Origin of the sequence: Delftia sp. 60 (assembly GCF_002754395.1) — a bacterium.
GTDB lineage: Bacteria > Pseudomonadota > Gammaproteobacteria > Burkholderiales > Burkholderiaceae_C > Comamonas > Comamonas acidovorans.
Genome location: NZ_PEFD01000001.1, coordinates 2,972,693 through 2,996,894, shown reverse-complemented (window position 1 = coordinate 2,996,894; position 24,202 = coordinate 2,972,693). Strand labels below are relative to the sequence as shown.

The 24,202-nt window shown below is 69.4% G+C and carries 24 protein-coding genes; 18 read left to right on the top strand and 6 right to left on the bottom strand.

What is annotated here, in order from left to right; genetic code table 11:
* Positions 1 to 7: 7 nt before the first annotated feature.
* From CLV01_RS13630 to CLV01_RS13610, 5 genes are read left to right on the top strand one after another with little or no spacing between them, the layout of a single operon-like run.
* Positions 8 to 1,057 (top strand): ABC transporter permease, encoded by a 1,050-nt coding sequence (locus tag CLV01_RS13630; protein ID WP_097202768.1) that lies wholly within the window; start codon positions 8 to 10, stop codon positions 1,055 to 1,057.
* Positions 1,058 to 1,081: 24 nt separating this feature from the next.
* A complete protein-coding gene (locus CLV01_RS13625) occupies positions 1,082 to 2,005 on the top strand; it encodes a sugar phosphate isomerase/epimerase family protein (protein ID WP_099734088.1) in 924 nt (307 codons plus the stop codon).
* Positions 2,006 to 2,014: 9 nt separating this feature from the next.
* Complete coding sequence (locus CLV01_RS13620) at positions 2,015 to 2,836, top strand: TIM barrel protein (protein WP_099734089.1); 822 nt, start codon at positions 2,015 to 2,017, stop codon at positions 2,834 to 2,836.
* 15 nt (positions 2,837 to 2,851) lie between these two features.
* Positions 2,852 to 3,865 carry a Gfo/Idh/MocA family protein gene (locus CLV01_RS13615; RefSeq protein ID WP_099734090.1) on the top strand — a complete coding sequence of 338 codons (1,014 nt, stop codon included), beginning with the start codon at positions 2,852 to 2,854 and terminating at the stop codon, positions 3,863 to 3,865.
* 11 nt (positions 3,866 to 3,876) lie between these two features.
* Positions 3,877 to 5,049 (top strand): Gfo/Idh/MocA family protein, encoded by a 1,173-nt coding sequence (locus CLV01_RS13610; protein WP_099735158.1) that lies wholly within the window; start codon positions 3,877 to 3,879, stop codon positions 5,047 to 5,049.
* An 88-nt stretch (positions 5,050 to 5,137) separates the two neighbouring features.
* On the opposite strand, the gene CLV01_RS13605 is transcribed toward CLV01_RS13610, so the two are convergent.
* Positions 5,138 to 6,466: a dicarboxylate/amino acid:cation symporter gene (locus tag CLV01_RS13605; RefSeq protein ID WP_012204771.1), complete on the bottom strand. Its 1,329-nt coding sequence runs from the start codon at positions 6,464 to 6,466 to the stop codon at positions 5,138 to 5,140.
* 213 nt (positions 6,467 to 6,679) lie between these two features.
* On the opposite strand from CLV01_RS13605, the gene CLV01_RS13600 reads away from it, so the two are divergent.
* Positions 6,680 to 9,331 carry a hybrid sensor histidine kinase/response regulator gene (locus CLV01_RS13600; protein ID WP_012204770.1) on the top strand — a complete coding sequence of 884 codons (2,652 nt, stop codon included), beginning with the start codon at positions 6,680 to 6,682 and terminating at the stop codon, positions 9,329 to 9,331.
* 24 nt (positions 9,332 to 9,355) lie between these two features.
* Here CLV01_RS13600 and CLV01_RS13595 read toward each other — a convergent pair whose 3' ends face one another.
* A complete protein-coding gene (locus CLV01_RS13595) occupies positions 9,356 to 9,994 on the bottom strand; it encodes a LuxR C-terminal-related transcriptional regulator (protein WP_034392075.1) in 639 nt (212 codons plus the stop codon).
* A gap of 529 nt (positions 9,995 to 10,523) precedes the next feature.
* On the opposite strand from CLV01_RS13595, the gene CLV01_RS13590 reads away from it, so the two are divergent.
* Positions 10,524 to 11,552 carry a porin gene (locus CLV01_RS13590; protein WP_013803085.1) on the top strand — a complete coding sequence of 343 codons (1,029 nt, stop codon included), beginning with the start codon at positions 10,524 to 10,526 and terminating at the stop codon, positions 11,550 to 11,552.
* Between the two features lie 235 nt (positions 11,553 to 11,787).
* Positions 11,788 to 11,952, top strand: coding sequence for a hypothetical protein (locus CLV01_RS29095; RefSeq protein WP_013803086.1), 165 nt, complete (start codon positions 11,788 to 11,790; stop codon positions 11,950 to 11,952).
* Positions 11,953 to 12,011: 59 nt separating this feature from the next.
* Here the strand turns inward: CLV01_RS29095 and CLV01_RS13585 are convergent, their stop codons facing one another.
* The 4 genes from CLV01_RS13585 to CLV01_RS13570 form a co-directional block, all read right to left on the bottom strand.
* Positions 12,012 to 12,752, bottom strand: coding sequence for a hypothetical protein (locus tag CLV01_RS13585; protein WP_099734091.1), 741 nt, complete (start codon positions 12,750 to 12,752; stop codon positions 12,012 to 12,014).
* Positions 12,749 to 13,741, bottom strand: a complete 993-nt coding sequence (locus CLV01_RS13580; RefSeq protein ID WP_013803088.1) for an MlaD family protein — start codon at positions 13,739 to 13,741, stop codon at positions 12,749 to 12,751. Before CLV01_RS13580 ends, CLV01_RS13585 begins: the two co-directional genes overlap by 4 nt.
* Before the next feature lie 65 nt (positions 13,742 to 13,806).
* Positions 13,807 to 14,610, bottom strand: coding sequence for an MlaE family ABC transporter permease (locus CLV01_RS13575; RefSeq protein WP_012204765.1), 804 nt, complete (start codon positions 14,608 to 14,610; stop codon positions 13,807 to 13,809).
* Positions 14,611 to 14,682: 72 nt separating this feature from the next.
* Positions 14,683 to 15,147: a Cd(II)/Pb(II)-responsive transcriptional regulator gene (locus CLV01_RS13570; RefSeq protein ID WP_013803089.1), complete on the bottom strand. Its 465-nt coding sequence runs from the start codon at positions 15,145 to 15,147 to the stop codon at positions 14,683 to 14,685.
* 39 nt (positions 15,148 to 15,186) lie between these two features.
* Here CLV01_RS13570 and CLV01_RS13565 point away from each other — a divergent pair, with 39 nt between their 5' ends.
* The 10 genes from CLV01_RS13565 (at position 15,187) to CLV01_RS13520 (ending at position 24,200) form a co-directional block, all read left to right on the top strand.
* Entirely contained in the window at positions 15,187 to 17,403 is a 2,217-nt protein-coding gene (locus tag CLV01_RS13565) for a heavy metal translocating P-type ATPase (protein WP_099734092.1), read from the top strand.
* A complete protein-coding gene (locus CLV01_RS13560; RefSeq protein ID WP_013803091.1) occupies positions 17,400 to 17,786 on the top strand; it encodes a DUF3703 domain-containing protein in 387 nt (128 codons plus the stop codon). The genes CLV01_RS13565 and CLV01_RS13560 overlap by 4 nt, the downstream gene beginning before the upstream one ends.
* Before the next feature lie 49 nt (positions 17,787 to 17,835).
* Positions 17,836 to 18,327, top strand: a complete 492-nt coding sequence (locus tag CLV01_RS13555; RefSeq protein ID WP_228676793.1) for a hypothetical protein — start codon at positions 17,836 to 17,838, stop codon at positions 18,325 to 18,327.
* Positions 18,328 to 18,448: 121 nt separating this feature from the next.
* Positions 18,449 to 18,808, top strand: a complete 360-nt coding sequence (locus CLV01_RS13550; RefSeq protein ID WP_099734093.1) for a hypothetical protein — start codon at positions 18,449 to 18,451, stop codon at positions 18,806 to 18,808.
* The gene (locus CLV01_RS13545; RefSeq protein ID WP_099734094.1) at positions 18,805 to 20,253 is read left to right on the top strand and encodes a TolC family protein; all 1,449 of its coding nucleotides are present in this window, start codon (positions 18,805 to 18,807) and stop codon (positions 20,251 to 20,253) included. Before CLV01_RS13550 ends, CLV01_RS13545 begins: the two co-directional genes overlap by 4 nt.
* Position 20,254: 1 nt before the next feature.
* Entirely contained in the window at positions 20,255 to 21,637 is a 1,383-nt protein-coding gene (locus CLV01_RS13540) for a multicopper oxidase family protein (RefSeq protein ID WP_012204758.1), read from the top strand.
* A gap of 20 nt (positions 21,638 to 21,657) precedes the next feature.
* The gene (locus CLV01_RS13535; RefSeq protein ID WP_047474288.1) at positions 21,658 to 22,149 is read left to right on the top strand and encodes a cupredoxin domain-containing protein; all 492 of its coding nucleotides are present in this window, start codon (positions 21,658 to 21,660) and stop codon (positions 22,147 to 22,149) included.
* Between the two features lie 35 nt (positions 22,150 to 22,184).
* Positions 22,185 to 22,715, top strand: a complete 531-nt coding sequence (locus CLV01_RS13530; RefSeq protein ID WP_065346266.1) for a DUF411 domain-containing protein — start codon at positions 22,185 to 22,187, stop codon at positions 22,713 to 22,715.
* A 15-nt stretch (positions 22,716 to 22,730) separates the two neighbouring features.
* On the top strand, positions 22,731 to 23,123 hold the full coding sequence (locus tag CLV01_RS13525) for a copper-binding protein (protein ID WP_099734095.1): 393 nt from the start codon (positions 22,731 to 22,733) through the stop codon (positions 23,121 to 23,123).
* Between the two features lie 66 nt (positions 23,124 to 23,189).
* Complete coding sequence (locus CLV01_RS13520) at positions 23,190 to 24,200, top strand: P1 family peptidase (protein ID WP_099734096.1); 1,011 nt, start codon at positions 23,190 to 23,192, stop codon at positions 24,198 to 24,200.
* Positions 24,201 to 24,202: the final 2 nt, after the last annotated feature.

The window sequence follows — 24,202 nt, the reverse complement described above, 5'->3', positions numbered from 1 at the left end:
ACGCAAGATGAGCAATTCCCAGACGGTTTCGCAAGCCCAAACGCAAACGCAAACCCAAGCGCAGGCCCGGCCCGCCCGAAAGCAGCGCGCCCGGTGGCCGCCGGAGCTCAGCATCTTCCTCGTGCTGCTGGGCATCGCCCTGTTCTTCGAGGCGGCAGGCTGGCTCACCGTGGGCCAGAGCTTTCTGCTCAACGCCGAGCGGCTGCAGATCATCGTGCTGCAGATGGCGGTGGTCGGCATCATCGCCGTGGGCGTCAACCTGGTCATCATCACCAGCGGCATCGACCTGTCCTCCGGCTCCGTGGTGGCCGCCGCCGCCGTGGTGTCGGCCAGCCTGGCGCAGGTATCGGACTTTCCGCGCGCGGTGTTCCCCCAACTCACCGATCTGCCCGTGGTCTGGCCCGTGCTGGCAGGCATGTGCGTGGGCCTGATGGTCGGGCTGATCAATGGCTCGCTGATCGCCTTCACCGGCATCCCGCCATTCATCGCCACGCTGGGCACCATGGTCGCGGCACGCGGCTTTGCCAAGTGGTTCACCAACGGCACGCCCGTCTCCATGCTGACGGACGAGTTCGCCGCGCTGGGCTCCGGCGCCCATCCGGTACTCATCTTCCTGGTGCTTGCCGCCGTCTTCCACACCGTGCTGCGCCATACGCGCTTTGGCAAGTTCACCTACGCCATCGGCGCCAACCGCCAGGCTGCCGTGGTCTCGGGCATCAACGTGCGCCGGCATCTGGTCTGGGTCTACATGATTGCCGGCGTGCTCAGCGGCATCGCCGGCACGGTGACGGCGGCGCGGGCCATCTCCGGCCAGTCCGGCATGGGCGTCATGTACGAGCTCGATGCGATCGCCGCCGTCGTGATCGGCGGCACCTCGCTGGCGGGCGGCGTGGGCCGCATCACCGGCACGGTGATCGGCGTGCTGATCCTGGGCGTCATGACCTCGGGCTTCACCTTCATCCGCATCGACGCCTACTACCAGGAGATGGTCAAGGGCGCCATCATCGTCGCGGCCGTGGTCGCCGACCAGTACCGCAACAAGAAGGCGCGGCGCTGACGGCGCGCCCTGCAGGGAGGCATCATGAAAATCGCCCTCGATCCCTACATGATCCGGCACGAGTGCCTGGACCGCCTGCCGCACGCCGTGGCCGAGCTGGGCTATGACCAGATCGAACTGTCGCCGCGCAGCGACTTCCTGGACTGGTGGGTGATGCCGCGCGCCACCAAGGAGCGCATGGCCGCATTCCGCCAGGCCATGCGCGCCAGCGGCGTGGCGCTGGCATCGCTGCAGCCCATGTACCGCTGGGCCAGCCCGTTCGAGGACGAACGGCAATGGGCGATGCGCTGCTGGAAGAAGGCCATCGAGGTGGCCATCGAGATGGAGTGCGCGCTGATGGTCTCGGAGTTCGGCCGTGGAGCCTCGCCCGAGCGCTCGGTGAACGGTCCTGCCGGCGCGAATCCGAAGGAGATGTGCGAGGCCGCCTGGTTCCGCTCCATGGACGAGCTGCTGCCCATCCTGGAGCGCGAAGGCATCACCCTGTCCGTGGAGCCGCATCCGGAGGACTGGATAGAGCAGCTGCAGCCGGCCATGGACATCGTGAGGAACATGGGCTCGAAGGCGCTGCGGCTGTCCTATATCGCCCCGCACACCTTCCACTACGGCGACGACATGGCCGCCATGCTGCGCGAGGCGGCGCCGCTGCTGGCCCATGTGCGCGTGGCCGATACCTTCGACCACCGCAAGAGCAGCCAGTTGCGCTACATCGTCAACCCGCCGGGCTCGCACCACATCCGCGTGCACCAGCACCTGGACATGGGCCAGGGCGAGATCGACTGGGACCTGTTCTTCGGCACGCTGGGCGCAGCCGGCTTCGATGGCGTGCTGTCGTCCTGCGTGTTCGCCTGGGAGGAGCGGGCCGCCGAATCCAGCCGCTTCATGCGCCGGGAGATACAGCGCTACCTGAACAGGCATTTCTCCCCCGCCGCCCTGCCCCTGCCAGCCTGAGCCCTTGCCATGCACCAGCCCATCCACTTCGCCATCAACCGCATCAGCGCCTCTCGCATGCCGTTTGCCGACTACCTGGGCATGTGCCGGCGCCTGGGCGTGTCGGCCATCGAGATCCGCAACGATCTGCCCCGCGCCGAGATCCGCGACGGCACGGCGCCCGCCGCGATCCGGGCTGCAGCGCAGCAGGCGGGCATCACCATCCTGTCCATCAACGCGCTGTATCCCTTCGACGTTTTCGACGCAGGCCTCGAACGCGAGGCGCGCGAACTGGCTGTGTATGCGCGTGACTGCGGCGCGCAGGCCCTGGTCATGTGTCCGTTGAACGACCGGGCCGATGCGCGCACGCCGGGCGAACGGCGGCGCGACCTGGTGCAGGCGCTGCGGCAGTTGCGCCCCATCCTCGACGGCCACGGCATCCAGGGCCTGGTCGAGCCCCTGGGCTTTGCCGAGTGCGCACTGCGCCGCAAGTCCGATGCGGTGGCCGCCATCCATGAGGCCGCGGGCGAGCGCCATTTCAAGCTGGTGCACGACAGCTTCCACCACCACCTGGCGGGCGAAGACCTGTTCTTTCCCGAACAGACCGGGCTGGTGCATGTCTCGGGCGTCGAGGACCGCCAGCTGGAGAGCGGCCAGATGCGCGACGGCCATCGCGTGCTGGTCGGCGAAGGTGACCGCCTGGGCAACATCGCCCAGTTGCGCGCCCTGCTCGATCGCGGCTGCGGCGCCCCGGTCTCGTTCGAGCCGTTCGCGGAAGGGATCACGCAAGCGGCCGACAGCGAGGCTTTGCTGCGGCAAAGCATGGACTTCATCCGCCATTCATTGCTTTGACGAGGAGAGGACGACATGACATTGCAGATCGGAGTGATTGGCTGCGGGGCCATAGGCCAGGACCATATCCGCAGGATGTGCCAGACGCTGTCGGGCGCCCGGGTAGTGGCGGTGACGGACATCGATGCGCAGCAGGTGCGTGAGGTGATGGCCCGGCACGGCCCGGGCATCGAGGCCTTTGACAGCGGCCCGGCGCTGATTGCCGCGCCGCAGGTGCAGGCGGTACTGGTCACGTCCTGGGGACCCACGCACGAGGAGCTGGTGCTGGCGGCCATCGCCCAGGGCAAGCCGGTGTTCTGCGAAAAGCCGCTGGCAGTCACCGCTGACGGCTGCCTGCGCATCGTGCAGGCGGAGATGGCCCATGGGCAGCGGCTGGTGCAGGTCGGCTTCATGCGCCCCTACGACGCAGGCTACCGGGCATTGCGGCAGGTCATCGCCAGCGGCCAGATCGGTGCGCCGCTGATGGTGCACTGCGCGCACCGCAATCCCTGCGTGGCCGACGGCTACACCACCGGCATGGCCATCACCGATACGCTGATCCATGAGCTTGATGTGCTGCGCTGGCTGCTGGACGACGAATACGCCAGTGCCCAGGTGGTGTACCCGAAGAGAACGCGCCACGCCCTGCCCCATCTGGCCGACCCGCAGATCGTTCTGCTGGAGACCGTGGGCGGCATCCGCATCGATGTGGAGGTGTTCGTCAACTGCCGCTATGGCTACGACATCCAGTGCGAAGTGGTGGGCGAGACAGGCATTGCGCGCCTGCCCGACCCCGCAGCCGTCCCCCTGAAAAGCGCGGCCGTGTACTCCATACCCATACTCACCGACTGGAAGCAGCGCTTCATGGCCGCCTATGACGTGGAGCTGCAGGCCTTCATCGACGGCGTGCGCGGCCAGCGGCTGACGGGTCCCTCGGCCTGGGACGCCCATGCCGCCGCCGTGGCCGCCGATGCCTGCGTGCTGGCCCAGTCCTCCGGCGCCGTAGAGCGCATGGCGGCGGCGCCCCGGCCCGCGTTCTACCAAAGCTGAAGGTGAACACCATGATCGACGCAACACCCATGCCCGGCCACCCGATTGCCTGGGCCATGGTCGGCGGGGGACAGGACAGCCAGATCGGCCCGGTGCACCGATCGGCGGCGCAGCGCGACCACGGCTTGCAGCTGGTGGCTGGGGCCTTCGACATCGACCCGGTGCGCGGCCGGCAGTTCGGCGAGCGGCTGGGCCTGGATGCGCAGCGCTGCTATGCCGACTACCGCGCCATGTTCGAGGCCGAGGCGCTCCGCCCGGACGGCATCCGCGCCGTGTCCATCGCCACGCCCAACAACACCCATTTCGAGATCTGCAGGGCCGCGCTGCTGGCGGGGCTGCACGTGGTCTGCGAAAAGCCGCTGTGCTTCACCACGGTCGAAGCTCTGCAGCTGCTGGAGCTGTCGCGTGCCAGCAGGCGGATCGTGGGCGTGGCCTACGGCTACGCGGGCCACCAGCTCATGGAGCAGGCGCGCGAGATGGTCGCGCAGGGCGAGCTGGGCGAGATCCGCATCGTGCAGATGCAGTTCTCGCACGGCTTTCACAGCGAGGCGGTGGAAGCCGCCAGCGCGGCCGCGCGCTGGCGCATGGACCCGGCCCATGCCGGCCCCAGCTATGTGCTGGGCGACCTCGGCACGCATCCGCTGTACCTCTCGCAGCTGGTGCTGCCCGGGCTGGAGATAGAGCGGCTGATGTGCTCGCGGCAGAGCTTCATCGGCAGCCGCGCCCCGCTGGAGGACAACGCCCTCGCCCTCATGCAGTACCGGGGCGGCGCCATGGGCTATCTGTGGGCCTGCGCGGTCAACAGCGGCTCCATGCATGGGCAAAGGCTGCGTGTCATCGGTTCGAAGGCCAGCCTGGAATGGTGGGACGAGCATCCCAACCAGCTGCGCCACGAAATCCAGGGCCGGCCGGCCCAGGTGCTCGATCGCGGCATGGACTACCTGCATCCCGCTGCACGGCAGGAAGACCGCATCGGCGCCGGCCATGCCGAGGGCCTGTTCGAGGCCTGGGCCAACCTCTACCGCCGCTTCGCCCTGGCCATGCATGCCACGGACCGGGGCGACAGCCTGGCCCTGGGCAAGATCCGCTATCCGGACATCCAGGCGGGCGTCGAGGGAGTGCGCTGGGTGGAGAACTGCGTGCGTTCGGCCGACGCAGGCGGGGTGTGGATCGACTATCGCTGAGAGCGATGCGGGGCGCATCGCAAGCGAATGCGGCGGCCAAGGCCGCCGCATCGAGCAGGAGATGGGTTGGTGCCCGGGGCCTGCGGACTCAGGCCTTGACGGCTGCGGCCTCGGCAGGCAGGGCCTGCACAGGCTCTCCATCCAGGGCGGCATTGAGCTTGCTGTAGTCCAGCTCGTTTTCCCAGCGCGAGACCACCACGGTGGCCACGGCATTGCCCATGAAGTTGGTCAGCGAGCGGCACTCGCTCATGAAGCGGTCCACGCCAAGGATCAGGGCCATGCCGGCCACGGGCACTTCGGGCACCACGGCCAGCGTGGCGGCCAGGGTGATGAAGCCCGCGCCGGTCACGCCGGCAGCACCCTTGGAGCTGAGCATGGCCACCAGCAGCAGCGCGATCTCATGGCCCAGGGTCAGGTGGGTGTTGGTGGCCTGGGCGATGAACAGCGCAGCCAGCGTCATGTAGATGTTGGTGCCGTCCAGGTTGAAGGAGTAGCCCGTGGGCACGACCAGGCCCACGACGGACTTGCCGCAGCCGGCGCGCTCCATCTTCTGCATCAGCGAAGGCAGGGCCGATTCCGAGGACGAGGTGCCCAGCACCAGCAGCAGTTCCGCCTTCAGGTAGCGCGCCAGCTTGAGCACCGAGAAGCCGCACAGCCGCGCCACGAAGCCCAGCACCACCACCACGAAGAGCAGCGAGGTGATGTAGAACGAGCCCACCAGCCAGGCCAGGTTCACCAGCGAACCCAGGCCGAACTTGCCGATGGTGAAGGCGATGGCGCCAAAGGCTCCCAGCGGCGCAGCCTTCATCAGGATGCCGACCAGCTTGAACACGGGGGCCGTCAGCGCCTCCAGGAAGTTGAGCACGGGCTTGCCCGCATCACCGACCATGGCCAGCGAGATGCCGAACAGCACGGCCACGAACAGCACCTGCAGGATGTTGTCGCCCACGAAGGGGCTGACCAGCGTCTTGGGGATGATGTCCATGGCAAAGCCGGTGAGCGTCAGCTCGTGCGACTTGGCCACATAGCCCTTGACGGCGGCCTGGTCCAGGTCGGCCGGGTTGATGTTCATGCCCGCGCCGGGCTGCACCACGTGCGCCACCACCATGCCGACCACCAGGGCCAGCGTGGAGAAGAACAGGAAGTAGGCCATGGCCTTGAGGAACACGCGGCCCACGGTGCGCAGGTGCGTCATGCCCGCAATGCCGGTGACGATGGTCAGGAAGATCACCGGCGCGATGATCATCTTCACCAGCTTGATGAAGGCATCGCCCAGCGGCTTGAACTGCTCGGCGTACTGGGGCTCGAAGTGGCCGAGCAGCACGCCTGCCACGATGGCGACCACCACCTGGAAATACAGCTGGCGGTAGAAAGGCAGCCGCTCGGGGCTGGCGGCGTGGGTGGGGACGGCATGCATGGTGCGGCTCCGGCGGTACTGTGTGGGGGTGGGCGCACCACCAAGGTGCGGCGAGGTCCAGTTTGTACCGCTGGCGTGCTCCGGCGCCGATAACCTATTGGTATTAGGCGCAGGTGCTCTCCCAGGGAGAATGCACGCAAAATCAGGGTAATCCCCAACCCCTTCCCGCCCCTGGAAGGCACCAAGCTGGCGCCCAATCGGGTCCAGACCACCATGCCCCAACCCGTTCGACGCCCTTCACGCCGTTCCTTCTGGACCCTGCTGCTGCTGTTCGGCGGCATGCTCGCCTGCATGCTGCTGGCCGGGGAACTGGTCTACCACCGCGCCCTGCGCGGCGAGGCCGAAAGCGTGCAGCGCCAGCTCAGCCTCTACGCCCAGGCCCTGGGCCAGCGCATAGACCGCTACCGCACCCTGCCCGAGGTGCTGGCGCTGGACGCGCAGCTGCGCGCCGCCCTCACCCACCCGCTGTCTCCCGCCGAGGTCGATGCCCTCAACCGCAAGCTGGAGCAGGCCAACGGCGCCAGCCAGTCGTCCACGCTGACCCTGATCGACCGCCACGGCACGGCCCTGGCCGCCAGCAACTGGCGCGAGACGCGCAGCAACGTGGGCGTGGACTACAGCTTCAGGCCCTATGTCCAGCAGGCGCTGTCGCGCGGCAGCGGACGCTTCTACGGCATCGGCCTGACCACGGGCCTGCCGGGCTACTTCCTGTCGCAGGCCATCCTGGACGAACAGAACGCCGTCGCGGGCCTGGTGGTGATCAAGATCGCGCTGCTGGAGCTGGAGCGCGAATGGCTGCAGACGCCCGACGTGGTCATGGCCTCGGACGAGCACGGCGTGGTCTTCCTGGCCAGCCAGCCCGACTGGCGCTACCGCCTGCTGTCACCGCTGAGCCCCGCCGACGAGGCGGACCTGGCCGCCACGCGCCAGTACATCGACCAGGAGCTGCACCCCATGCGCTACCGCGTGCGCCAGGGCCTGGAGCAAGGCAGCCGCCTGGTGCAGATGCAGGAGCCCGCCCTGCCCGGCACCACGCTGTGGCAGACCCTGCCCCTGCCCGGCAGCGACTGGCAGTTGCACCTGCTGCACGACACGCAGGCCAGCACCGTGGCCAGCCGCTGGGCGGCGGCGGCCGCTGCGGGCGGCTGGCTGGCCCTGGGCCTGCTGGTGCTGTTCGTGCGCCAGCGCAGGCGGCTGGCCGCGCTGCGCCTGCGCAGCCGCCTGGAGCTGGAGACCGTGCTGCGCCAGCATGCCCAGGAGCTGCGCACGGCCCAGGACGGCATCGTCCAGGCCGCGCGCCAGGCCGACACGGGCCTGAGCCGCAGCCTGGAGCACCTGCCCCAGGGCGTGGTGGTGATCGATGCCGACCTCAACCTGGTGGCCTGGAACTCGCGCTACGTGGAGCTGTTCCGGTTTCCCTCCGAGCTGCTGCGCACGGGCCAGCCCATCGAGAACCTGTTCCGCTACAACGCCCGGCGCGGCCTGCTGGGGCCCGGCCCCATCGAAGAGGCCATCCACCGGCGGCTGCAGCATCTGCGCAGCGGCAGCCCGCACCTGCGCGAAAGCACCAAGGACGACGGCACGGTGCTGGAGATCCGCGGCAACCCGCTGCCCGATGGCGGCTTCGTCACCAGCTACGCCGACATCACCAGCTACAAGAACGCCGCGCGCGAGCTTCGCTCGCTGGCCGATGCGCTGGAGCAGCGCATTGCCGAGCGCACGCGCGACCTGGCCGAAGCCAAGCGCGAGGCCGAGCAGGCCAACCGCTACAAGACCCGTTTCGTGGCCGCTGCCGTGCACGACCTGCTGCAGCCGCTGAACGCCGCGCGCATGTTCAGCTCCCTGCTGCGCAGCCATCTGCATGACGACGCGGGCCGCCATGTGGCCGACAGCATCGACGGCGCCCTGGCCGCGCAGGACGCCATCCTGGGCAGCCTGCTGGACATCTCGCGCATGGAATCGGGCCAACTGGAGGTGCGCGTGCGCGACTTCGCGCTGGGGCCGCTGCTGCAGGTCATGCGCCACAACTTCGGCATCCTGGCCGAAAGCCGGGGCCTGCGCCTGAGCGCAGTGGACACGCGCTGCGTGGTGCGCAGCGACGAGGCGCTGCTGCGCCGCATCCTGCAGAACTTCCTGTCCAACGCCATACGCTATACGCGCCAGGGCCGCATCGTCATCGGCTGCCGGCGCCAGGGCCAGCAGCTGCGCATCGAGGTGCACGACCAGGGACCGGGCATTCCCGAAAGCCTGCAGCACGAGATCTTCGAGGAATTCCGCCGCCTGGACGAAGGCCATGGCGACGACCGTGGCGCCGGGCTGGGCCTGGCCATCGTCGAGCGCCTGGGCCGCCTGCTGGGCCACGAGATCGGCCTGCGCTCGCACCTGGGCCGGGGCAGCGTGTTCTGGGTCTGCGTGCCGCTGGGCGATCCCGCAGCCGTGCCGCAGATCGCCGCGGCCACGCACTCCGGCGAGGCAGGCCAGGACGCACCGCTGCAGGGCATGAGCGCCTGGTACGTGGAAGACGATGCCCAGTCCTGCACCGCCATGCGCGCCCTGCTGCAGCGCTGGGGCTGCAACGTACCGCTGGCCGGTGGCCCGGCCGAGGCGCTGGCGCTGGCCGCGCCCGGCGAAGCGCCGCAGCTGGTGCTGCTCGATGTGCGCCTGGGCCAGTTGCACGGCCCCGATGTCTACGCGCAGCTGTGCCAGCGCTGGGGCCAGTCGCCGCCCGTGATCCTGGTCACGGCCGAGCGCGACGGCATGGTGCGCCGCCAGGCGGCCGAGCGCGGCTGGGGCTTTCTGGCCAAGCCCGTGCGCCCGCCCGCGCTGCGCGCGCTCATGAGCCAGATGCTGCTGCGCCACCGATAGACGTGGCACGGCAGGGCCTGGCGCTCAGACCGTGCCGTCGTTCTCCAGGCTCTTGACCAGCACGGCCGCCTGCGTGCGGCTGTAGCACTCCAGCTTCTTGAGAATGGCCGTCACATGCACCTTGACGGTGTTCTCGGCCAGCCCCAGCTCGTGGGCGATCTGTTTGTTGAGCAGGCCGTCGGCCAGGCACAGCAGCACGCGGAACTGCTGGGGCGTGAGCTGGGCCAGCCGCGCGGCCAGCGCGGCGTCGGCCTCGGAGCGCTCGGCGGCCATGGGCGGGAACCAGCTGCCGCCGTCCAGCACCTCCTGCAGCGCCGTGCCTATGGCCTCGGCCGGCGCCGATTTCGGAATGAAGCCCGCGGCACCGAACTGCTGCGCACGGCGGATCACGCGCGGGTGGTCATTGGAAGAAATCACCACCACCGGAACATCGGGGTACTCGCCGCGCACATGCAGCAGCGCCGAAAAGCCGCGCGCCCCCGGCATGGCCAGGTCCAGCAGCACCAGCTCGATCTCGGGGTGCTGCTGCAGCGCCGCGCCCAGCGTGGCGGCGCTTGCGGCTTCCAGCACGGCGAACTGCGGCAGTGCCTCGCGCAGCACATGGATCACCGCGGCGCGGAACAGCGGGTGGTCATCGGCAACGAGCAGGGTGGATTCGGACATGGGCGCGAGTCTGACACGTCTGGAAGCACATGCCCGGCTCATGGGGCCCATGCCTGGCCCATGGCCGGGTTGCAAGCTGGCACGCTGTTTGCAATCAGTTGCAGCCAAAGGCCTGGCAACAGGCACAAATCCACCGCCCAACCGACGAACAAGGAGCCCTGAATTGACCTTTGAGCCCTCTTGCAAGGACCTGCTGCACAGGCCTGGTGCCCCGGCCCCATCCCAGTGCACGGTAGTGTTCAAGCCGCGAGAGTGCAAAACACAAATTAAGTTTCGTCATAACTGTGTCAAAGACACCACTTCCTGGCTGGCGCGATGGCTCGGATGCGTTGTAATACGCGGCTTAGCCAGTCAAGACCGCCTTGCACCCAGGCCGCAAAGACGTGCCGACGCCAGCCCGCCCCTGATGCGAAAACGCCACTGTCCCAGGTTTGCCACATAGCCCAGCCCGGGCGATTGGTTCATCGTCTGCCCCGGTCACAGCACTGGCCACCCGTTTCCACTCTCTAACAATGAAAGACTCCTCAACATGAAACGTTCCTTCATCGCACTGGCCGCTGCACTGGCCTGCGCCGGCGCTGCACACGCCCAAAGCTCGGTCCAGCTGACTGGCCTGGTGGACGCCTATGCCGGCTCCATGCGCATGGCTGGCGACGCCAGCGGCAAGGGTGTCGTGGGTTCGGGCGGCATGACCACCTCCTGGTGGGGCATGAAGGGCCAGGAAGACCTGGGCGGCGGCCTGAAGGTCGATTTCCAGCTGACGGCCTTCATGCGTGTGGACACTGGCAGCCCCGGCCGTTTCGATGGTGACCCGTACTTCTCGCGCGATGCCAACGTCGGCCTGTCCGGCGGCTTCGGCACGGTGCGCCTGGGCCGCGGCATGGCGCCCAACTTCCTGCCCACCATCCTGACCAACCCCTTCGGCGACTCCTTCACCATCTCCCCGCTGGTGCTGCACGCCAACGTGGGCACGACAGCCTGGGGCTCGGCCAACCTGACCACGCCGTCCGACACCGGCTGGAGCAACCAGGTCGTCTACACCACGCCCAAGTTCGGCGGCCTGCAGGCGAACGTCCACTACCAGTTCGGTGAAAAGGGCGGCGATTCCGGCAAGAAGAACATCGGCGTGAACGCCATGTACTTCGGCGGCCCCCTGAGCCTGGTGGCCTTCTACGAGCGCGCCCAGATCAGCAACCCCGTGAGCCTGGCCGTGATGCCCACCAAGACCGACTGGATGCTGGGCGGCACCTACAACTTCGAAGTGGCCAAGCTGTACGCAACCTACGGCCAGGCCAAGGTCAAGGATCTGGACCGCAAGAACAGCACCTACTCGCTGGGCCTGGACGTGCCCGTGACCAGCGCCGGCACCATCAAGGCAGCCCTGGCCCGCACCAAGGCCGAGATCGGCGCCGTGGACTCCACGCGCACCACGGCCAGCCTGGGCTACGACCACTACCTGTCCAAGCGCACCGATGTGTACACCGTGCTGATGCACGACCGCATCACGGACCTGAAGTCGGGCACCAGCCTGATCGCGGGTATCCGCCACCGTTTCTAAGGCGACGCCTGGCCTGCCAGCACGGGCCAGGGACTTACGTCCCGAACTTTCAGCGAGGCTCTGCCTCGCTTTTTTTTCGGCCTCTTGAAAGTCGATAGAAATTTTCTCTCAGTACTTTTTTACAAACGTCAAGAGAGAAAGCGATTGTCCGACAGCCGCGCTGCGCAATCCGGTGTGCAATGGAGTCCAGGCCCAGCCCAATGCTCTGCCTGCGCTGCCAGACAGGAGGTCCACCATGCGCAGACCCAGCCCCTTCGGACGTCATCCCTTCATCGCCTTCACCGCAACGGTCGTGCTTGCCGTAGCCGCCAGCGTTGCCACCTTCTGGCTGGACAGCGCCGCCCCGGCCGCAGACACCTTGCTGCAAAAAGACCCGGGCGCCCTGCTGTCGTCGATGTAAGCCCTGCAAACGCCTGCAAATGCCTGCCCAGCGCCATCCCTTTCGGACTGGCGCTGTTTTCATTTGCCGGCCGATGTGCCCCCACCGCTGGCCGTCTTCTCCAGCAGCGACAGCCTGCGCCTGACGGCCTGGGCCTTGTCCACCTCGCCCGCCTGATCATGGGCCCTGGCCTGCAGCAGCAGCCAGGCCATCACCGCACGGCGCCAGCCCTGGGCCGAGGCGGTTTCGGCACCCAGCTCCAGCAACTGCGGCTGTGCCGCACCCGCCCGCAAGGCCGCGCCAGCCGCCACCAGCCGGGACAGCGGCTCCTTGATGGGGCGCACGGCGGCCAGCGCCGACGCAGACCCGCCCAGCAGAGCCTGCGCCACGGGGCGCTGTAATTCTGGCAATAGCGCAACGTCTTCGGGCCGGGGCCTGCCTTGCAAATAGCGCGCATAGGCGGCCTCGGCCGGCGCAGCGTCAAGCGCCAGCGCCAGCGCCTGGTAGCCGGGGCAGTCGTCCCATTCCAGACTCGCCACCTGGGCCGCGCAGCGCATCAGCTCCAGACGCGCGGCCAGGTCGGTGCGGCCCGTAGCGGCCACCTCGGCGCGGGCCTTGTCCCATTCCATGGCCTGCACGCGCTGGCGGCCTTCCAGGTAGGCGGTGGATGCGCGTTGCGAAGCCGATTCGGCATTCAGCGCCCAGTCCGGCGCGGGCGGGCGGCTGCTGCAGCCGGCCAGCACCAGGGTCAGCACGGCGCCGGCGGCGGCATGGCGCGCCAGGAGGGTTGCGGCAGAAAGTTTCTTGGCGGCAGCACTCATGGCAGCTTCAACTCCGGTTGATGGGCAAACGGCCACTTGCGCTGCAGGTCGGCCAGCACGCCTTCCAGGCGGCGCAGGTTGCCCTCGACCTCGGCGCGCAGGGCACCCAGGTCGGCCGTGGCCTCGCGCGCATTGGAGCCCACGGCCTGGGCCTCGGCCAGCACGGCGTCCACCTTGCCCAGCGTGCGGCGCGTATCGGCCAGCAGGCCGTTGAGCTGCACCACGGTGGAACGCACCTCGGGCATGACGCCGCCGGCGTCGAACACCTGGCTGTCGGCCCGCGCCACCATGCGCTCCATGCGGGCCAGCGTGGCATTGGCGCGGTCCAGCAGGGCCGTGACCTTGCGCGCCTCCTGCTCGCTGCCCATGACCACGCCCAGCACGCCGCCCGGCCCCTGGGCCCGGCCGGCCAGGCCGCGCAGTTCGGTCAGCGACCCGCCCAGGGCCGAGTCCGGCGCGGTGAGCTGGGCGATGTTGCCCAGCACTTCCTTGGCCGTGGACATGATCTGCGGCAGCTCGGCCGTGGCATCGCCGCGCAGCACGGGGCGCACGGCCTCGTCGGGCAGCGGCGGATCGCTGAGGATGCCGCTGTAGGCCTTGATGGTGGTGCCGCCCACCAGCCCCTTGACCAGGGTGAAGACGCTGGACTCGCGCAGCCAGTGCGCGTCCTTGCGCGGCACGTCGATGAGGATGCGCACATTGCCGTCCTCGGCCAGCTCGATGCGGCGCACGCGCCCGATCGGAAAGCCCGAGAAGGTCATGTCCATGCCCACGCTCACGCCCTCGGAGTCGTCGGCCGTGAGCACCAGGCGCTGCGTGGCGTCGAACACGCCGCGCGAGTACAGCAGGTACAGGGCCGATCCAAGAATCAGCACCAGCGTGAACAGCAGCAGTCCAGCCGCCTTGGCGCGCAGGTGCGCCACGGGCTTGAGGGCCTCGATTTCCTCGCCGTCCCAGGGGTCTGGCGGCGTGCGCCGCGTATCGGTCATGGCATTCCTTGTTCTGGCACGGGCCTTGCCGTGCATGTGGGGTTCGTGGAGTTCAGCAGGCGTGCTCAGTAATAGTTGCCCATGAGCGAGATCACCTCGATCACCAGCAGCACGGCAAACATGCGCGCAAAGCCGCCCAGCGCCGCGCCGCCCAGCCGGTGGCGCCGCAGCGGCGCATACAGGCCCGAGGCCATGGGCATGATGGCCACGGTGAGGCTGAAGAACCAGGTCTTGAGCACGAAGACCAGGGTCACGGCCGGCGTGAAGATCTGGCCGAAGATGCGCGTATAGCCGGGCAGGCCCGCCAGCGTGAAGCCATAGACGCTCAGGTAGACGGTGACCAGGGCCACCACGCAGCTGAGCACGGCCAGCGTGACCGAGGCGAACACGCCACCGGCCGCGCGCGGCACCAGGGCCATGCGCAGCGGGTCGGAGCCGCGCTCCTGCCAGGCCTGGAGCTGGCCCCGTGCGCGCAGCTGCGCAATCAGCGTGCCGTTGGGAATGGTGCAGCGCATGGCCACGAACAGCGCGGCCGTCAGCGGGATCAGCTCGATCACCAGCACACGCACCACCATCTCCAGCGCATAGCGCGACAGCCCATAGCTCAGCGCCGTGACGATGACGATGCGCGTGATCACCGCGCACAACAGGGCCGCAAGCGCCGTGAAACCCAGCAGGATGGGCCCGGTCTGCACATAGATCTGGTGCGCCATGGCACGCCGTGCACCGCGCCGGTAGCTGGAGGGGGACATGGCCAGCACCAGCAGCACGGCGCCCAGGTAGACGCTGCGCCACCAGGCCAGCGCATGGTCGCGCAGCGCCGCCCAGATGCGGTCGGGAAGGGACAGGGCTGCGTGGCTGAGGCTCATCGGACGATGATAGCGAGCCGTACCGGGACGGTCCGTCGGACGCCGGCGCAAGACAGGCAGCTGCGGACGGCGCTACACATGGCGCTTGGCGCCGGAGCTGCCCAGGGCGGGTGCCAGCGGTTCGTCGGCCTGAGCGTGCAGAGCCTCGATCAGATGGCAGTAGCTGTCCGACCCGTCGCACTGGCTGCGCAGCTGCATCAGCTCATGCTCCAGCGCGCGCAGCTCGGCCAGGCGCTCGCGCACATGGCCCAGGTGGGCATCCAGGGTTTCGTTGGCAGCCACGCAGTCGGCCTTGCTGGCGCCGTCCAGCGCCAGCAGGGTGCGGACCTCGTCCAGCGACATGTCCATGGCGCGGCACAGGCGGATGAAGCGCAGCCGGTGCACATCGCTGTCGCTGTACAGCCGGTACTGGTTGTCCTCGCGCACGCCTGCACTGAGCAGCCTTTCCTTCTCGTAGTAGCGGATGTTGGCGGCGGCCACGCCGGAACGCTTGGCCGCCTCGCCGATGCGCCAGCGCGCAGATTCATGCTGTGACATGCTTGACCTTGAAGTGACTTCACCGTTTCCAATGCTCGCATGAACTCCAATCGCCTGCCAAGCCCTCAGGGCAACGAGGCCCTGAAAGCCTCCCCAGCCCTTTCCAAGCCCGCCTCGACTTCGCCGTCTTCCGCCTGCGGCACCGATTGCTGCGCGCCCTTCACCATCACCCAGCCCACGCCGGCCCGCAAGAAGGCCCAAGGCCACTCGCATGCGCACGGCGAGGGCCATGGCCACGATCACGCCCATGACCACGACCACGACCACGACCACGACCATGACCACGGTCACGACGAGAGCGATCCCCATGCCGGCCACGACCACAGCGTGCTGCCCGGCTGGCCGCGCATCACGGCCGCGCTGATTGCAGCCGTGCTGGCCGAAGCCGCCCACTGGGTCAGCGGCTCCCAGGGCGGCGTGCCTGCCCTGCAATACGGCGGCATGGCCGTGGCCGTGCTGGCCATTGCCCTGTCGGGCCTGGGCGTCTACAAGGCCGGCATCCGCGACGTGCTGCGCCTGAAGCTGGGCATCCATGCGCTGATGGCCATTGCCGTCACGGGTGCCTTCGCCATCGGCCAGTGGCCCGAGGCCGCCATGGTCATGGCCCTGTACGCCGCGGCCGAGCGCATCGAGGACCAGGCCATGGACCGCGCGCGCAATGCCATCCGCAGCCTGCTGCAGATGGCGCCCGAGACGGCCGACGTGCTCCAGCCCGATGGCAGCGTGCAGCGCGTGGCCGCCGCCGACGTGGCGCTGGACGCCACCGTGCGCGTGGCCCCCGGCGCGCGCGTGCCGCTGGACGGCGTGGTCCTGCGAGGCCAAAGCTCGGTCAACCAGGCTCCCATCACCGGAGAAAGCGCCCTGGCCGACAAGGCCCCGGGCGACGAGCTCTACGCCGGCAGCATCAACCAGGATGGCGAGCTGCAGATGCGCGTCACCTCGGCGGCCAATGACAGCCTGATTGCGCGCATCGTCCACGCCGTGGAGCAGGCCCAGGCCTCCAAGGCGCCCACGCAACGCTTCGTCGACCGCTTTGCCGCCGTCTACACGCCCATCGTGCTGGTGCTGGCCATTGCGCTGGCGGTGCTGGCACCGCTGGTCATGGACTGGAGCTGGCATGACGCGGCCTACCAGGCGCTGGCCCTGCTGGTCATCTCCTGCCCCTGCGCCCTGGTGCTGTCCACCCCCGTCACCGTGGTCAGTGCACTCACGGCGGCCGCACGCCGCGGCCTGCTGATCAAGGGCGGCCAGGCGCTGGAATCGGCCCGCAAGCTGCGCGCCATTGCCCTGGACAAGACCGGCACGCTGACCACGGGCAGCCCCAAGCTGGTCGAATGGAAATCCTGGAGCGAAGAAGACGCGGCCCAGGACTCCAGCCAGCCCGCCGCATATGCCCTGGCCCTGGCCGGCCGCTCGGACCACCCGGTCTCGCGCGCCATTGCTTCCGGCCTCCAGGCCGATGCCGGCGTGGCCGCCGTGGCAGCACGGGCCTCGGTCAGCAAGCTGCTGGCCCTGCCCGGCCGTGGCGTGCAGGCCGAGATCGACGGCCAGCTCTGGACCCTGGCCAACCTGCGCTGGGTGCAGGAGCAAGGCTGGGACAGCGCCGCGCTGCGCGCCGGCCTGGCCATGCACGAAGCCCAGGGCCGCACCGTGACCCTGCTGGCCGACAGCAGCGGCGTGCGGGCCCTGTTCGCCGTGGCCGACCCGCTGCGGCCCCAGGCCCGCGAGGCCGTGGCACGCCTGCAGGCCCTGGGCGTGCAGCCCGTGGTGCTCAGCGGCGACAACACGGCCACCGTGCGCTCCATCGCTGCCGAAGCCGGCATCCAGGATGCGCGCGGCGGCCTGCTGCCCCAGGACAAGCTCGACGCCCTGGCCGAGCTGCAGCGCACACGCGGCCCCACCGCCATGACGGGCGACGGCATCAACGACGCACCGGCCCTGGCCCAGGCCGACATCGGATTTGCCATGGGCGGCATGCACAGCACGGGCATGGCCATGGAAACCGCCGACGTGGTGCTGATGAACGACGACCTGCGCCGCCTGCCCGAGGTGGTGGAACTGTCGCGCAGCGCCCACGCCGTGCTCTGGCAGAACATCGCCCTGTCGTTGGGCGTCAAGCTGGTGTTCTTCGCACTGGCCCTGGCCGGCAACGCCAGCATGTGGCTGGCTGTGCTCGCCGACATGGGTGTGAGCCTTCTGGTGGTCGCCAACGGCCTGCGGCTGCGCCGCTGGGGCAGCGACAGGGAGGCGGCATGACCGACGCCCAGCGCCGCGCCGCCTTCACCCACCTGCTGCACAGCTTCCGTTCAAGCCAGGACCAGGCGCCCGCACAGCGCTGGCTGCTGCTGGAGGCCAGCCATGTGCTGGGCCAGCAGCTGCTGGGCCTGCACTGGCGATCCCACTGCTGGATGCTGCGCCATGCGCTGCAACTGCGCGATGGCGGGGAGGTGGCAGGCCAGTTGCTGCGCCTGGCCCTGGTGCCTGCAGGCCACCTGCTGGACCGGCTGCCGCGCGGCAACACAGGCCGCGCCACGGTGCCGGCCACCCTGCCCATGGACATGCCGCCCGCCGTATCGGCCCTGATCGCCGAGGCCCTGCGCGCCACGCGCCGCCCGCCCCGGCAAAGCCCACGCGCCTGAGGAACTTCGCGCCACCGTCCGGTATCATTCCAAACCTATGCGCCGCCCCTTGTCCATTGTCCTGGTCTTGCTGCTGGTCCTTCGTGGCCTGCTGGGCGACGCCATGGCCATGGGGGCTGCGCCCGTCATGCCGGCCCTGGCGCCGGCTGCGGCATCTGCGCCAGCGTTGGCTCCGGCGTCGGCACTCCACCACCACGCGCCCGAAATCGCGCGGGAAGTCGCGCTGGAAATCACGCAATCGCCGGACAGCCCTGAGCAGCATCATGCGGCGCACGTCGCAGATCACGACCCAGATCACGCATCACACGCCGAGCACAGTGCAGGCTGCGCTCCCCAGGCCGGTGGCCTTGCGGGCGGCAGCTGCGGCGAACATGAACATGGGCCCAGCTGCACCCTGTGCGGCATCTGCCATTCGGCCCTTTTCACCCCTGGCCAGATCGGTTCGGACGGCGCAGCGCCGTCCTCCGCACTGCGCCCCCAAGGCAGCGCGCGCTTTGCCAGCGCGGCCAAGCTGCAGGCCATCAAGCCACCCATTTCCTGAAGCCTGACGCCCGAAGTGCGTCCGCGCCATCCCTGCCGCCCCTCCATGGGCAGCCCGCTTGCGGGCATGGCGGGGCGTCTGGCCGCGGATGCGTTGTCCGTTTCGCATTCAGGAGAACACCATGCGCCGTGCGCATTTTCTCGTCCCCCTTATCCAATTCGGGCTGGCGGCCCTTGCCGCATCCAGCCCCGCTGCCTGGGCCCAAGCACATGACGGCAGCCTCCCCCCCGCCTCTTCCTCCGCAGGCCTGACAGGCGCCATCGATCCGGCTGCGGCCAGCCTGCCGCTGCGCCATGCCGCGCTGCCGGCCAGTGGCGCCGTGGAAACCGAGCTGACCGACTGGCGCCAGGCCAATGCGGCCGTGGCCGAGTTTCCCAACGGCCATATGGACATCCTGCGCTGGGAAGCCGCCCAGGGCGGCCGATCCACGCCTGCGGCGTCCCCGCACGGCTCTCACATGCAGCACGGAGGCCGGCCATGAAGCGCACCCTCTTCGCCCCCACCCGGCTGGTCGGCGCCATGGCTGCCGTGCTGGTCCTGGCCGGCTGCGCCAGCATCTCGCCCGACGGCCTGCGCGGCGCGGTCCAATCCCATACCGCCAGCCGCCTGCCGGACGGCGCCCAGCTGCCACCAACCGATCTGCAGGCCCGCGACACGGCGCAGCAGCGCATCGACGAGTGGCTGCGCCAGCCGCTGGACATGGACCAGTCCGTGCGCATCGCACTGCTCAACAACCCCGGCCTGCAGGCGCGCCTGGCGCAACTGGGCGTGCAGGATGCCGAACGCGTGCAGGCCCTGACCCTGCCCAACCCCACGCTGGCCCTGGGCCGCATGGTCAACAGCGACGAGCGCGAGATCGAGCGCCAGCTGAGCTTTGGCCTGGTCAGCCTGATCACCCTGCCCTGGCGCAGCCGCTGGCAGGGCATGCAGATGGAACAGGCCACCCTGACCGCCGCGCAGGATGTGCTGCGGCTGGCCGCCGACACGCGCCGCGCCTGGCTGCGCGCCGTGGCCGCACGCCAGCAGCTGGCGTCCAGCGAGCGCATGCACGAAGCGGCCGAGGCCGGGGCCGAGCTGGCGCGGCGCATGGCCCGCGTGGGCAACTTCAGCCGGCTGCAGCAGGCACGCGAGCTCAGCATCCAACAGGACACCGCAGCCCAGCTGGCGCGTGCGCGCCTGGCCGCCACGGCCGAGCATGAGCAACTGGCCCGTCTGATGGGCCTGTGGGGACGGCGCATCGATTTCAAGCTGCCCGACCAGCTGCCCGCCATCCCGCAGGCCGCCACGCAGTTGCGCTCCGGGGACGATGCCGAAGCCACCGCGCTGCGCGAGCGCCTGGACCTGCGCGCCCTGCGCCGCGACCTGGACCAGTTGGCCGAGCGCCGTGGCTGGGCACGCCTGGGCGCCATGTTCGGCGACATCGGCCTGGGCTACAACCGCAACACCGCCACGGACCGGGCCACCGGCCACAGCGATGTGACACGCGGCTGGGAGATCGACCTGCCCCTGCCGCTGTTCGACTGGGGTGGCGCCGCCAGCGGCCGCGCACGTGCCGAGGTCCAGCGCAGCGCGGCCCAGCTGCAGCAAGGCGCCATCCAGGCGCGGGCCGAGGCGCGCAGCAGCTGGATGCGCTACCGCACGGCCTGGGACCTGGCCCACCAGCAGCAGGCCGAGGTGCTGCCGCTGCGCCGCTTCATCCAGGACGAAACCATGCTCCGCTACAACGGCATGTTCGTCAGCGTCTGGGAGTTGCTGGCCGAGGCCCGCAACAGCGCCCAGGCCGTGGCCACCGCCACCGACGCCCAGCGCGACTTCTGGCTGGCCGACACCGACCTGCAGCTGGCTCTGGCCGGAACCTCGCCAGGCACGGTCGAAGCCGCATCCAGCGCCGCCGCACCCACTCCCACGAACACAGCGAGCCACTGACATGAACCGCCGCAACTTCTTCACCGGCGCGGCCGTGGCCGCCGTCTCCAGCGCCGCCGTCAGCCGCGTGGCCCTGGCTGCCCTGCCCGAGGCAGCGACCCAGTCCTCGGCCGAAACCGCCGCTCCGCTGGCACCGCCCAACGGCCGCCCCTACCGCCCCGTGGTCACGCTCAACGGCTGGACCACGCCCTGGCGCATGAACGCAGGCGTCAAGGAATTCCACCTGGTGGCCGAGCCCGTGGTGCGCGAGGTGGCACCGGGCTTCTTCGTCAACATGTGGGGCTACAACGGCCAGAGCCCCGGCCCCACCATCGAGGTCGTGGAAGGCGACAAGGTGCGCATCTTCGTGACCAACCGCCTGCCCGAGCACACCACCGTGCACTGGCACGGGCAGCGCCTGCCCAACGGCATGGACGGCGTGGGCGGCGTGACCCAGCCGCATATCCCGCCCGGCAAGACCTTCGTCTACGAGTTCACGGCGCGCCGTCCCGGCACCTTCATGTACCACCCGCATGCCGACGAGATGGTGCAGATGGCCATGGGCATGATGGGACTGTGGATCACGCATCCGAAGGCGGCGCATCCGCAGATCGCCGAGGTCCAGCGCGACTACGCCTTCCTGCTGTCGGCCTACGACGTGGAGCCCGGCTCCATGACGCCGCGCGTGGCCGAGATGACGGACTTCAACATCTGGACCTTCAACAGCCGGGTGTTCCCCGCCATCAGCCCCGTCGTCGCCAGGCGCGGCGACCGGGTGCGCCTGCGCGTGGGCAACCTGACCATGACCAACCACCCCATCCACCTGCACGGCCACGAATTCGAGGTCACGGGCACCGACGGCGGCCCCGTGCCCCGGTCCGCTCGCTGGCCCGAGGTGACCACCGACGTGGCCGTGGGCCAGATGCGCCAGGTGGAGTTCATCGCCGACGAGCTGGGCGACTGGGCCCTGCACTGCCACAAGAGCCACCACACCATGGGCGCCATGGGGCATGACACGCCGACCATGATCGGCGTGGACCACCGGGGCCTGGTCGGCAAGATCCAGAAGATCGTGCCCGACTACATGGTCATGGGCGAGCGCGGCATGGGCGACATGGCCTCCATGGAAATGCCCCTGCCCGACAACACCTTCCCGATGATGACCGGCACGGGCCCCTTCGGCCCCATCGAGATGGGCGGCATGTTCACCACCCTCAAGGTGCGCGAGCAGCTGGGCGCCAACGACTACGGCGACCCGGGCTGGTTCAACCACCCCAAGGGCAGCGTGGCCTATGAATGGAAGGGGCCGGCGGCCGAGGCCTCCGCACCGCGCCAGACCACGCCAGGCCAGTCCCCCGGCGCACCCAGCGTGCGCAAGCCCGGTGCGGGCCATGAGCACCACTGATGCCATCCAAGGAGCACCTCATGAACACCTTTGCCCTCCTCCTCGCCACCGCACTGCTCGCCGGCCCCGCTGCCGTCTTCGCCCATGGCAGCGAAACCCACGATGACGCTCCCAAGGCCGCCGCGGTCAAGGAGCAAAAGCCCTGGGGCATTGCCGGCGATGCCTCGGCCGCCCGGCGCACCATCACCCTGGACATGAGCGACAACATGCGCTTCACGCCAGAGCGCATCAGCGTCAAGCGCGGCGAGACGGTGCGCCTGCGCGTGGCCAACAAGGGCCAGGTCATGCACGAGATCGTGCTGGGCACGCCGGCCTCGCTGGACGAGCACGCGCAGATGATGCTCAAGTTCCCCACCATGGAGCACGGCGAGCCCTACATGGCCCATGTCTCGCCCGGCAAATCCGGCGACCTGGTCTGGAATTTCAACCGCGAAGGCAGCTTCGACTTTGCCTGCCTCATCCCCGGCCACTACCAGGCCGGAATGCGCGGAACCATCACGGTGACGCAATGAGCGCGCCCCTTCTTCTCCCCCTTCAGGAGCACCCCATGAAACACGAACGCATGGCATCCGCCCACCCGCGCCGCAGTGCGCTGCGCCGCATGGCCCTGGCCTGCACGGCATTCGCCGCCCCTTCGCTGTGGGCGGCTGCACCCACGGCGCCCAAAGAAGCACCCAGCACCCGCATCCCCGTCGAGGTCTGGAAGGACCCCAACTGCGGCTGCTGCCAGGACTGGGTGGTGCACATGGAGCAAAACGGCTTTGCCGTCACCGTGCACGACACCGGCAACAGCGCCGTGCGCGCCAGGCTGGGCATTCCGGCGCGCCTGGGCTCCTGCCACACGGCCCTGGTCGAAGGCTATGCGCTCGAAGGCCATGTGCCTGCGGCCGACGTGCACAAGCTGCTCAAGCAAAAGCCCAAGGCGCTGGGCATTGCCGTGCCCGGCATGCCCGTGGGCAGCCCCGGCATGGACGGCCCCGAATACGGCGGCCGCAAGGACCCCTACGAGGTGCTGCTGATCACCAAGAACCTCATGAACAGCGACGTTTCCACCCGTACCTTCACCAGCTACCGCTGAACCCCGGAGCACACCATGTACAACACAGCCCTCCTTGTTTCCCGTACGTCCCGTACCGCCCTTGCCGTGCGCCTGGCCCTTGCCGCCGCGCTGATCCCGGCCTGGGCCTGTGCCCAGGCCACGGCCCACGACCATGCGGCGCATGGCGCGCAATCTGCCGAAACCGCACCTGCCGCCGTCAGCCAGGACCTCAGCGAAGGCGAGGTCACGCGCTGGGATGCTCGCACCAGCAAGGTCACGCTGCGCCACGGCGAACTCAAGAACCTGGGCATGCCGCCCATGACCATGGTCTTCCAGCTGCGCGTGGCTGCACCCGAGCCCGCCCTCAAGGCCGGCGACAAGGTGCGCTTTCGCGCCGAGCAGGACCAGGGCGCCTTCGTGGTCACGCAGCTGGAAGTGCTGCGCTGAAGACCGGGTGCAGGGCTGCCGTTTCGGCTAAGGTGAAGGCCTGTCCATCACCGAGCAGAGCAGCGCATGCCAAGCACCGACTCAGACCCCGGCTCCATCACCCGCGTACAGGGCATCGAGGTAGGCCACCACACCGATGCCCGCCGCCCCACGGGCTGCACCGTCGTGCTGGCGCGCGGCGGTGCCGTGGGGGGCTGCGATGTGCGTGGCGCCGCCCCCGGCACGCGCGAGACCGACCTGCTGCATCCCTCCAACCTGGTGCAGCAGGTGCATGCCGTCATGCTCTCGGGCGGCAGCGCATGGGGGCTGGACGCGGCCAGCGGCGCCATGCGCTGGCTGGATGAGCAGGGCATAGGGCTGGATGTGGGCGTGGGCCGCGTGCCCATCGTGCCGGCCGCCGTGCTGTTCGACCTGGCGGTGGGCGACAGCCGCATCCGCCCGGGTGCCGATGCCGGCCATGCGGCCTGCCAGGCCGCCAGCGCCGCGCGGCCTGCCGAGGGCAATGTGGGCGCCGGCATGGGCGCCTGCGTGGGCAAGGCCTTCGGCATGGATCGCGCCATGAAGGGTGGCATTGGCACGGCCTCGCTCACCGTGCATGGCGTCACCGTGGGCGCGCTGATCGCCTGCAATGCCGTGGGCGATGTGGTCGACCCGCACAGCGGCGCACTGCTGGCCGGCGCGCGCAGCCCCGATGGCCGCCAGCTGCACGACACCTGCCGTGCCCTGCTGCGCGGCGAAGAGCCCCGGCCGCTGCTGGCAGGCACCAACACCACCATCGGCGTGATTGCCACCGATGCCCGCATCACCAAGGTCCAGGCCCAGCGCCTGGCCGTGGTGTCCCATGACGGCCTGGCACGCGCCATACGCCCCGTGCACACCATGAGCGATGGCGACACATTGTTCGCCCTGGGCACGGGCCTGGCCGAGCACTCGCTGGGCATGCTGACCCTGTCCGCCATGGCCGCCGAGGCCGTGGCCCTGGCCACGGTGCGCGCCGTGCTGGCCGCGCAGTCGCTGACCACGGCCGAAGGGCTGGAGCTGCCCTGTGCCAGGGAGCTGGCCGCCTGCCGGCCCTGACC

Excerpts from the sequence above, each read along its gene's own strand:
- CLV01_RS13630 (WP_097202768.1), top strand. The coding sequence starts at position 8 with ATGAGCAATTCCCAGACGGTTTCGCAAGCCCAAACGCAAACGCAAACC.
- CLV01_RS13625 (WP_099734088.1), top strand. The coding sequence starts at position 1,082 with ATGAAAATCGCCCTCGATCCCTACATGATCCGGCACGAGTGCCTGGAC.
- CLV01_RS13620 (WP_099734089.1), top strand. The coding sequence starts at position 2,015 with ATGCACCAGCCCATCCACTTCGCCATCAACCGCATCAGCGCCTCTCGC.
- CLV01_RS13615 (WP_099734090.1), top strand. The coding sequence starts at position 2,852 with ATGACATTGCAGATCGGAGTGATTGGCTGCGGGGCCATAGGCCAGGAC.
- CLV01_RS13610 (WP_099735158.1), top strand. The coding sequence starts at position 3,877 with ATGATCGACGCAACACCCATGCCCGGCCACCCGATTGCCTGGGCCATG.
- CLV01_RS13605 (WP_012204771.1), bottom strand. The coding sequence starts at position 6,466 with ATGCATGCCGTCCCCACCCACGCCGCCAGCCCCGAGCGGCTGCCTTTC.
- CLV01_RS13600 (WP_012204770.1), top strand. The coding sequence starts at position 6,680 with ATGCCCCAACCCGTTCGACGCCCTTCACGCCGTTCCTTCTGGACCCTG.
- CLV01_RS13595 (WP_034392075.1), bottom strand. The coding sequence starts at position 9,994 with ATGTCCGAATCCACCCTGCTCGTTGCCGATGACCACCCGCTGTTCCGC.
- CLV01_RS13590 (WP_013803085.1), top strand. The coding sequence starts at position 10,524 with ATGAAACGTTCCTTCATCGCACTGGCCGCTGCACTGGCCTGCGCCGGC.
- CLV01_RS29095 (WP_013803086.1), top strand. The coding sequence starts at position 11,788 with ATGCGCAGACCCAGCCCCTTCGGACGTCATCCCTTCATCGCCTTCACC.
- CLV01_RS13585 (WP_099734091.1), bottom strand. The coding sequence starts at position 12,752 with ATGAGTGCTGCCGCCAAGAAACTTTCTGCCGCAACCCTCCTGGCGCGC.
- CLV01_RS13580 (WP_013803088.1), bottom strand. The coding sequence starts at position 13,741 with ATGACCGATACGCGGCGCACGCCGCCAGACCCCTGGGACGGCGAGGAA.
- CLV01_RS13575 (WP_012204765.1), bottom strand. The coding sequence starts at position 14,610 with ATGAGCCTCAGCCACGCAGCCCTGTCCCTTCCCGACCGCATCTGGGCG.
- CLV01_RS13570 (WP_013803089.1), bottom strand. The coding sequence starts at position 15,147 with ATGTCACAGCATGAATCTGCGCGCTGGCGCATCGGCGAGGCGGCCAAG.
- CLV01_RS13565 (WP_099734092.1), top strand. The coding sequence starts at position 15,187 with ATGAACTCCAATCGCCTGCCAAGCCCTCAGGGCAACGAGGCCCTGAAA.
- CLV01_RS13560 (WP_013803091.1), top strand. The coding sequence starts at position 17,400 with ATGACCGACGCCCAGCGCCGCGCCGCCTTCACCCACCTGCTGCACAGC.
- CLV01_RS13550 (WP_099734093.1), top strand. The coding sequence starts at position 18,449 with ATGCGCCGTGCGCATTTTCTCGTCCCCCTTATCCAATTCGGGCTGGCG.
- CLV01_RS13545 (WP_099734094.1), top strand. The coding sequence starts at position 18,805 with ATGAAGCGCACCCTCTTCGCCCCCACCCGGCTGGTCGGCGCCATGGCT.
- CLV01_RS13540 (WP_012204758.1), top strand. The coding sequence starts at position 20,255 with ATGAACCGCCGCAACTTCTTCACCGGCGCGGCCGTGGCCGCCGTCTCC.
- CLV01_RS13535 (WP_047474288.1), top strand. The coding sequence starts at position 21,658 with ATGAACACCTTTGCCCTCCTCCTCGCCACCGCACTGCTCGCCGGCCCC.
- CLV01_RS13530 (WP_065346266.1), top strand. The coding sequence starts at position 22,185 with ATGAAACACGAACGCATGGCATCCGCCCACCCGCGCCGCAGTGCGCTG.
- CLV01_RS13525 (WP_099734095.1), top strand. The coding sequence starts at position 22,731 with ATGTACAACACAGCCCTCCTTGTTTCCCGTACGTCCCGTACCGCCCTT.
- CLV01_RS13520 (WP_099734096.1), top strand. The coding sequence starts at position 23,190 with ATGCCAAGCACCGACTCAGACCCCGGCTCCATCACCCGCGTACAGGGC.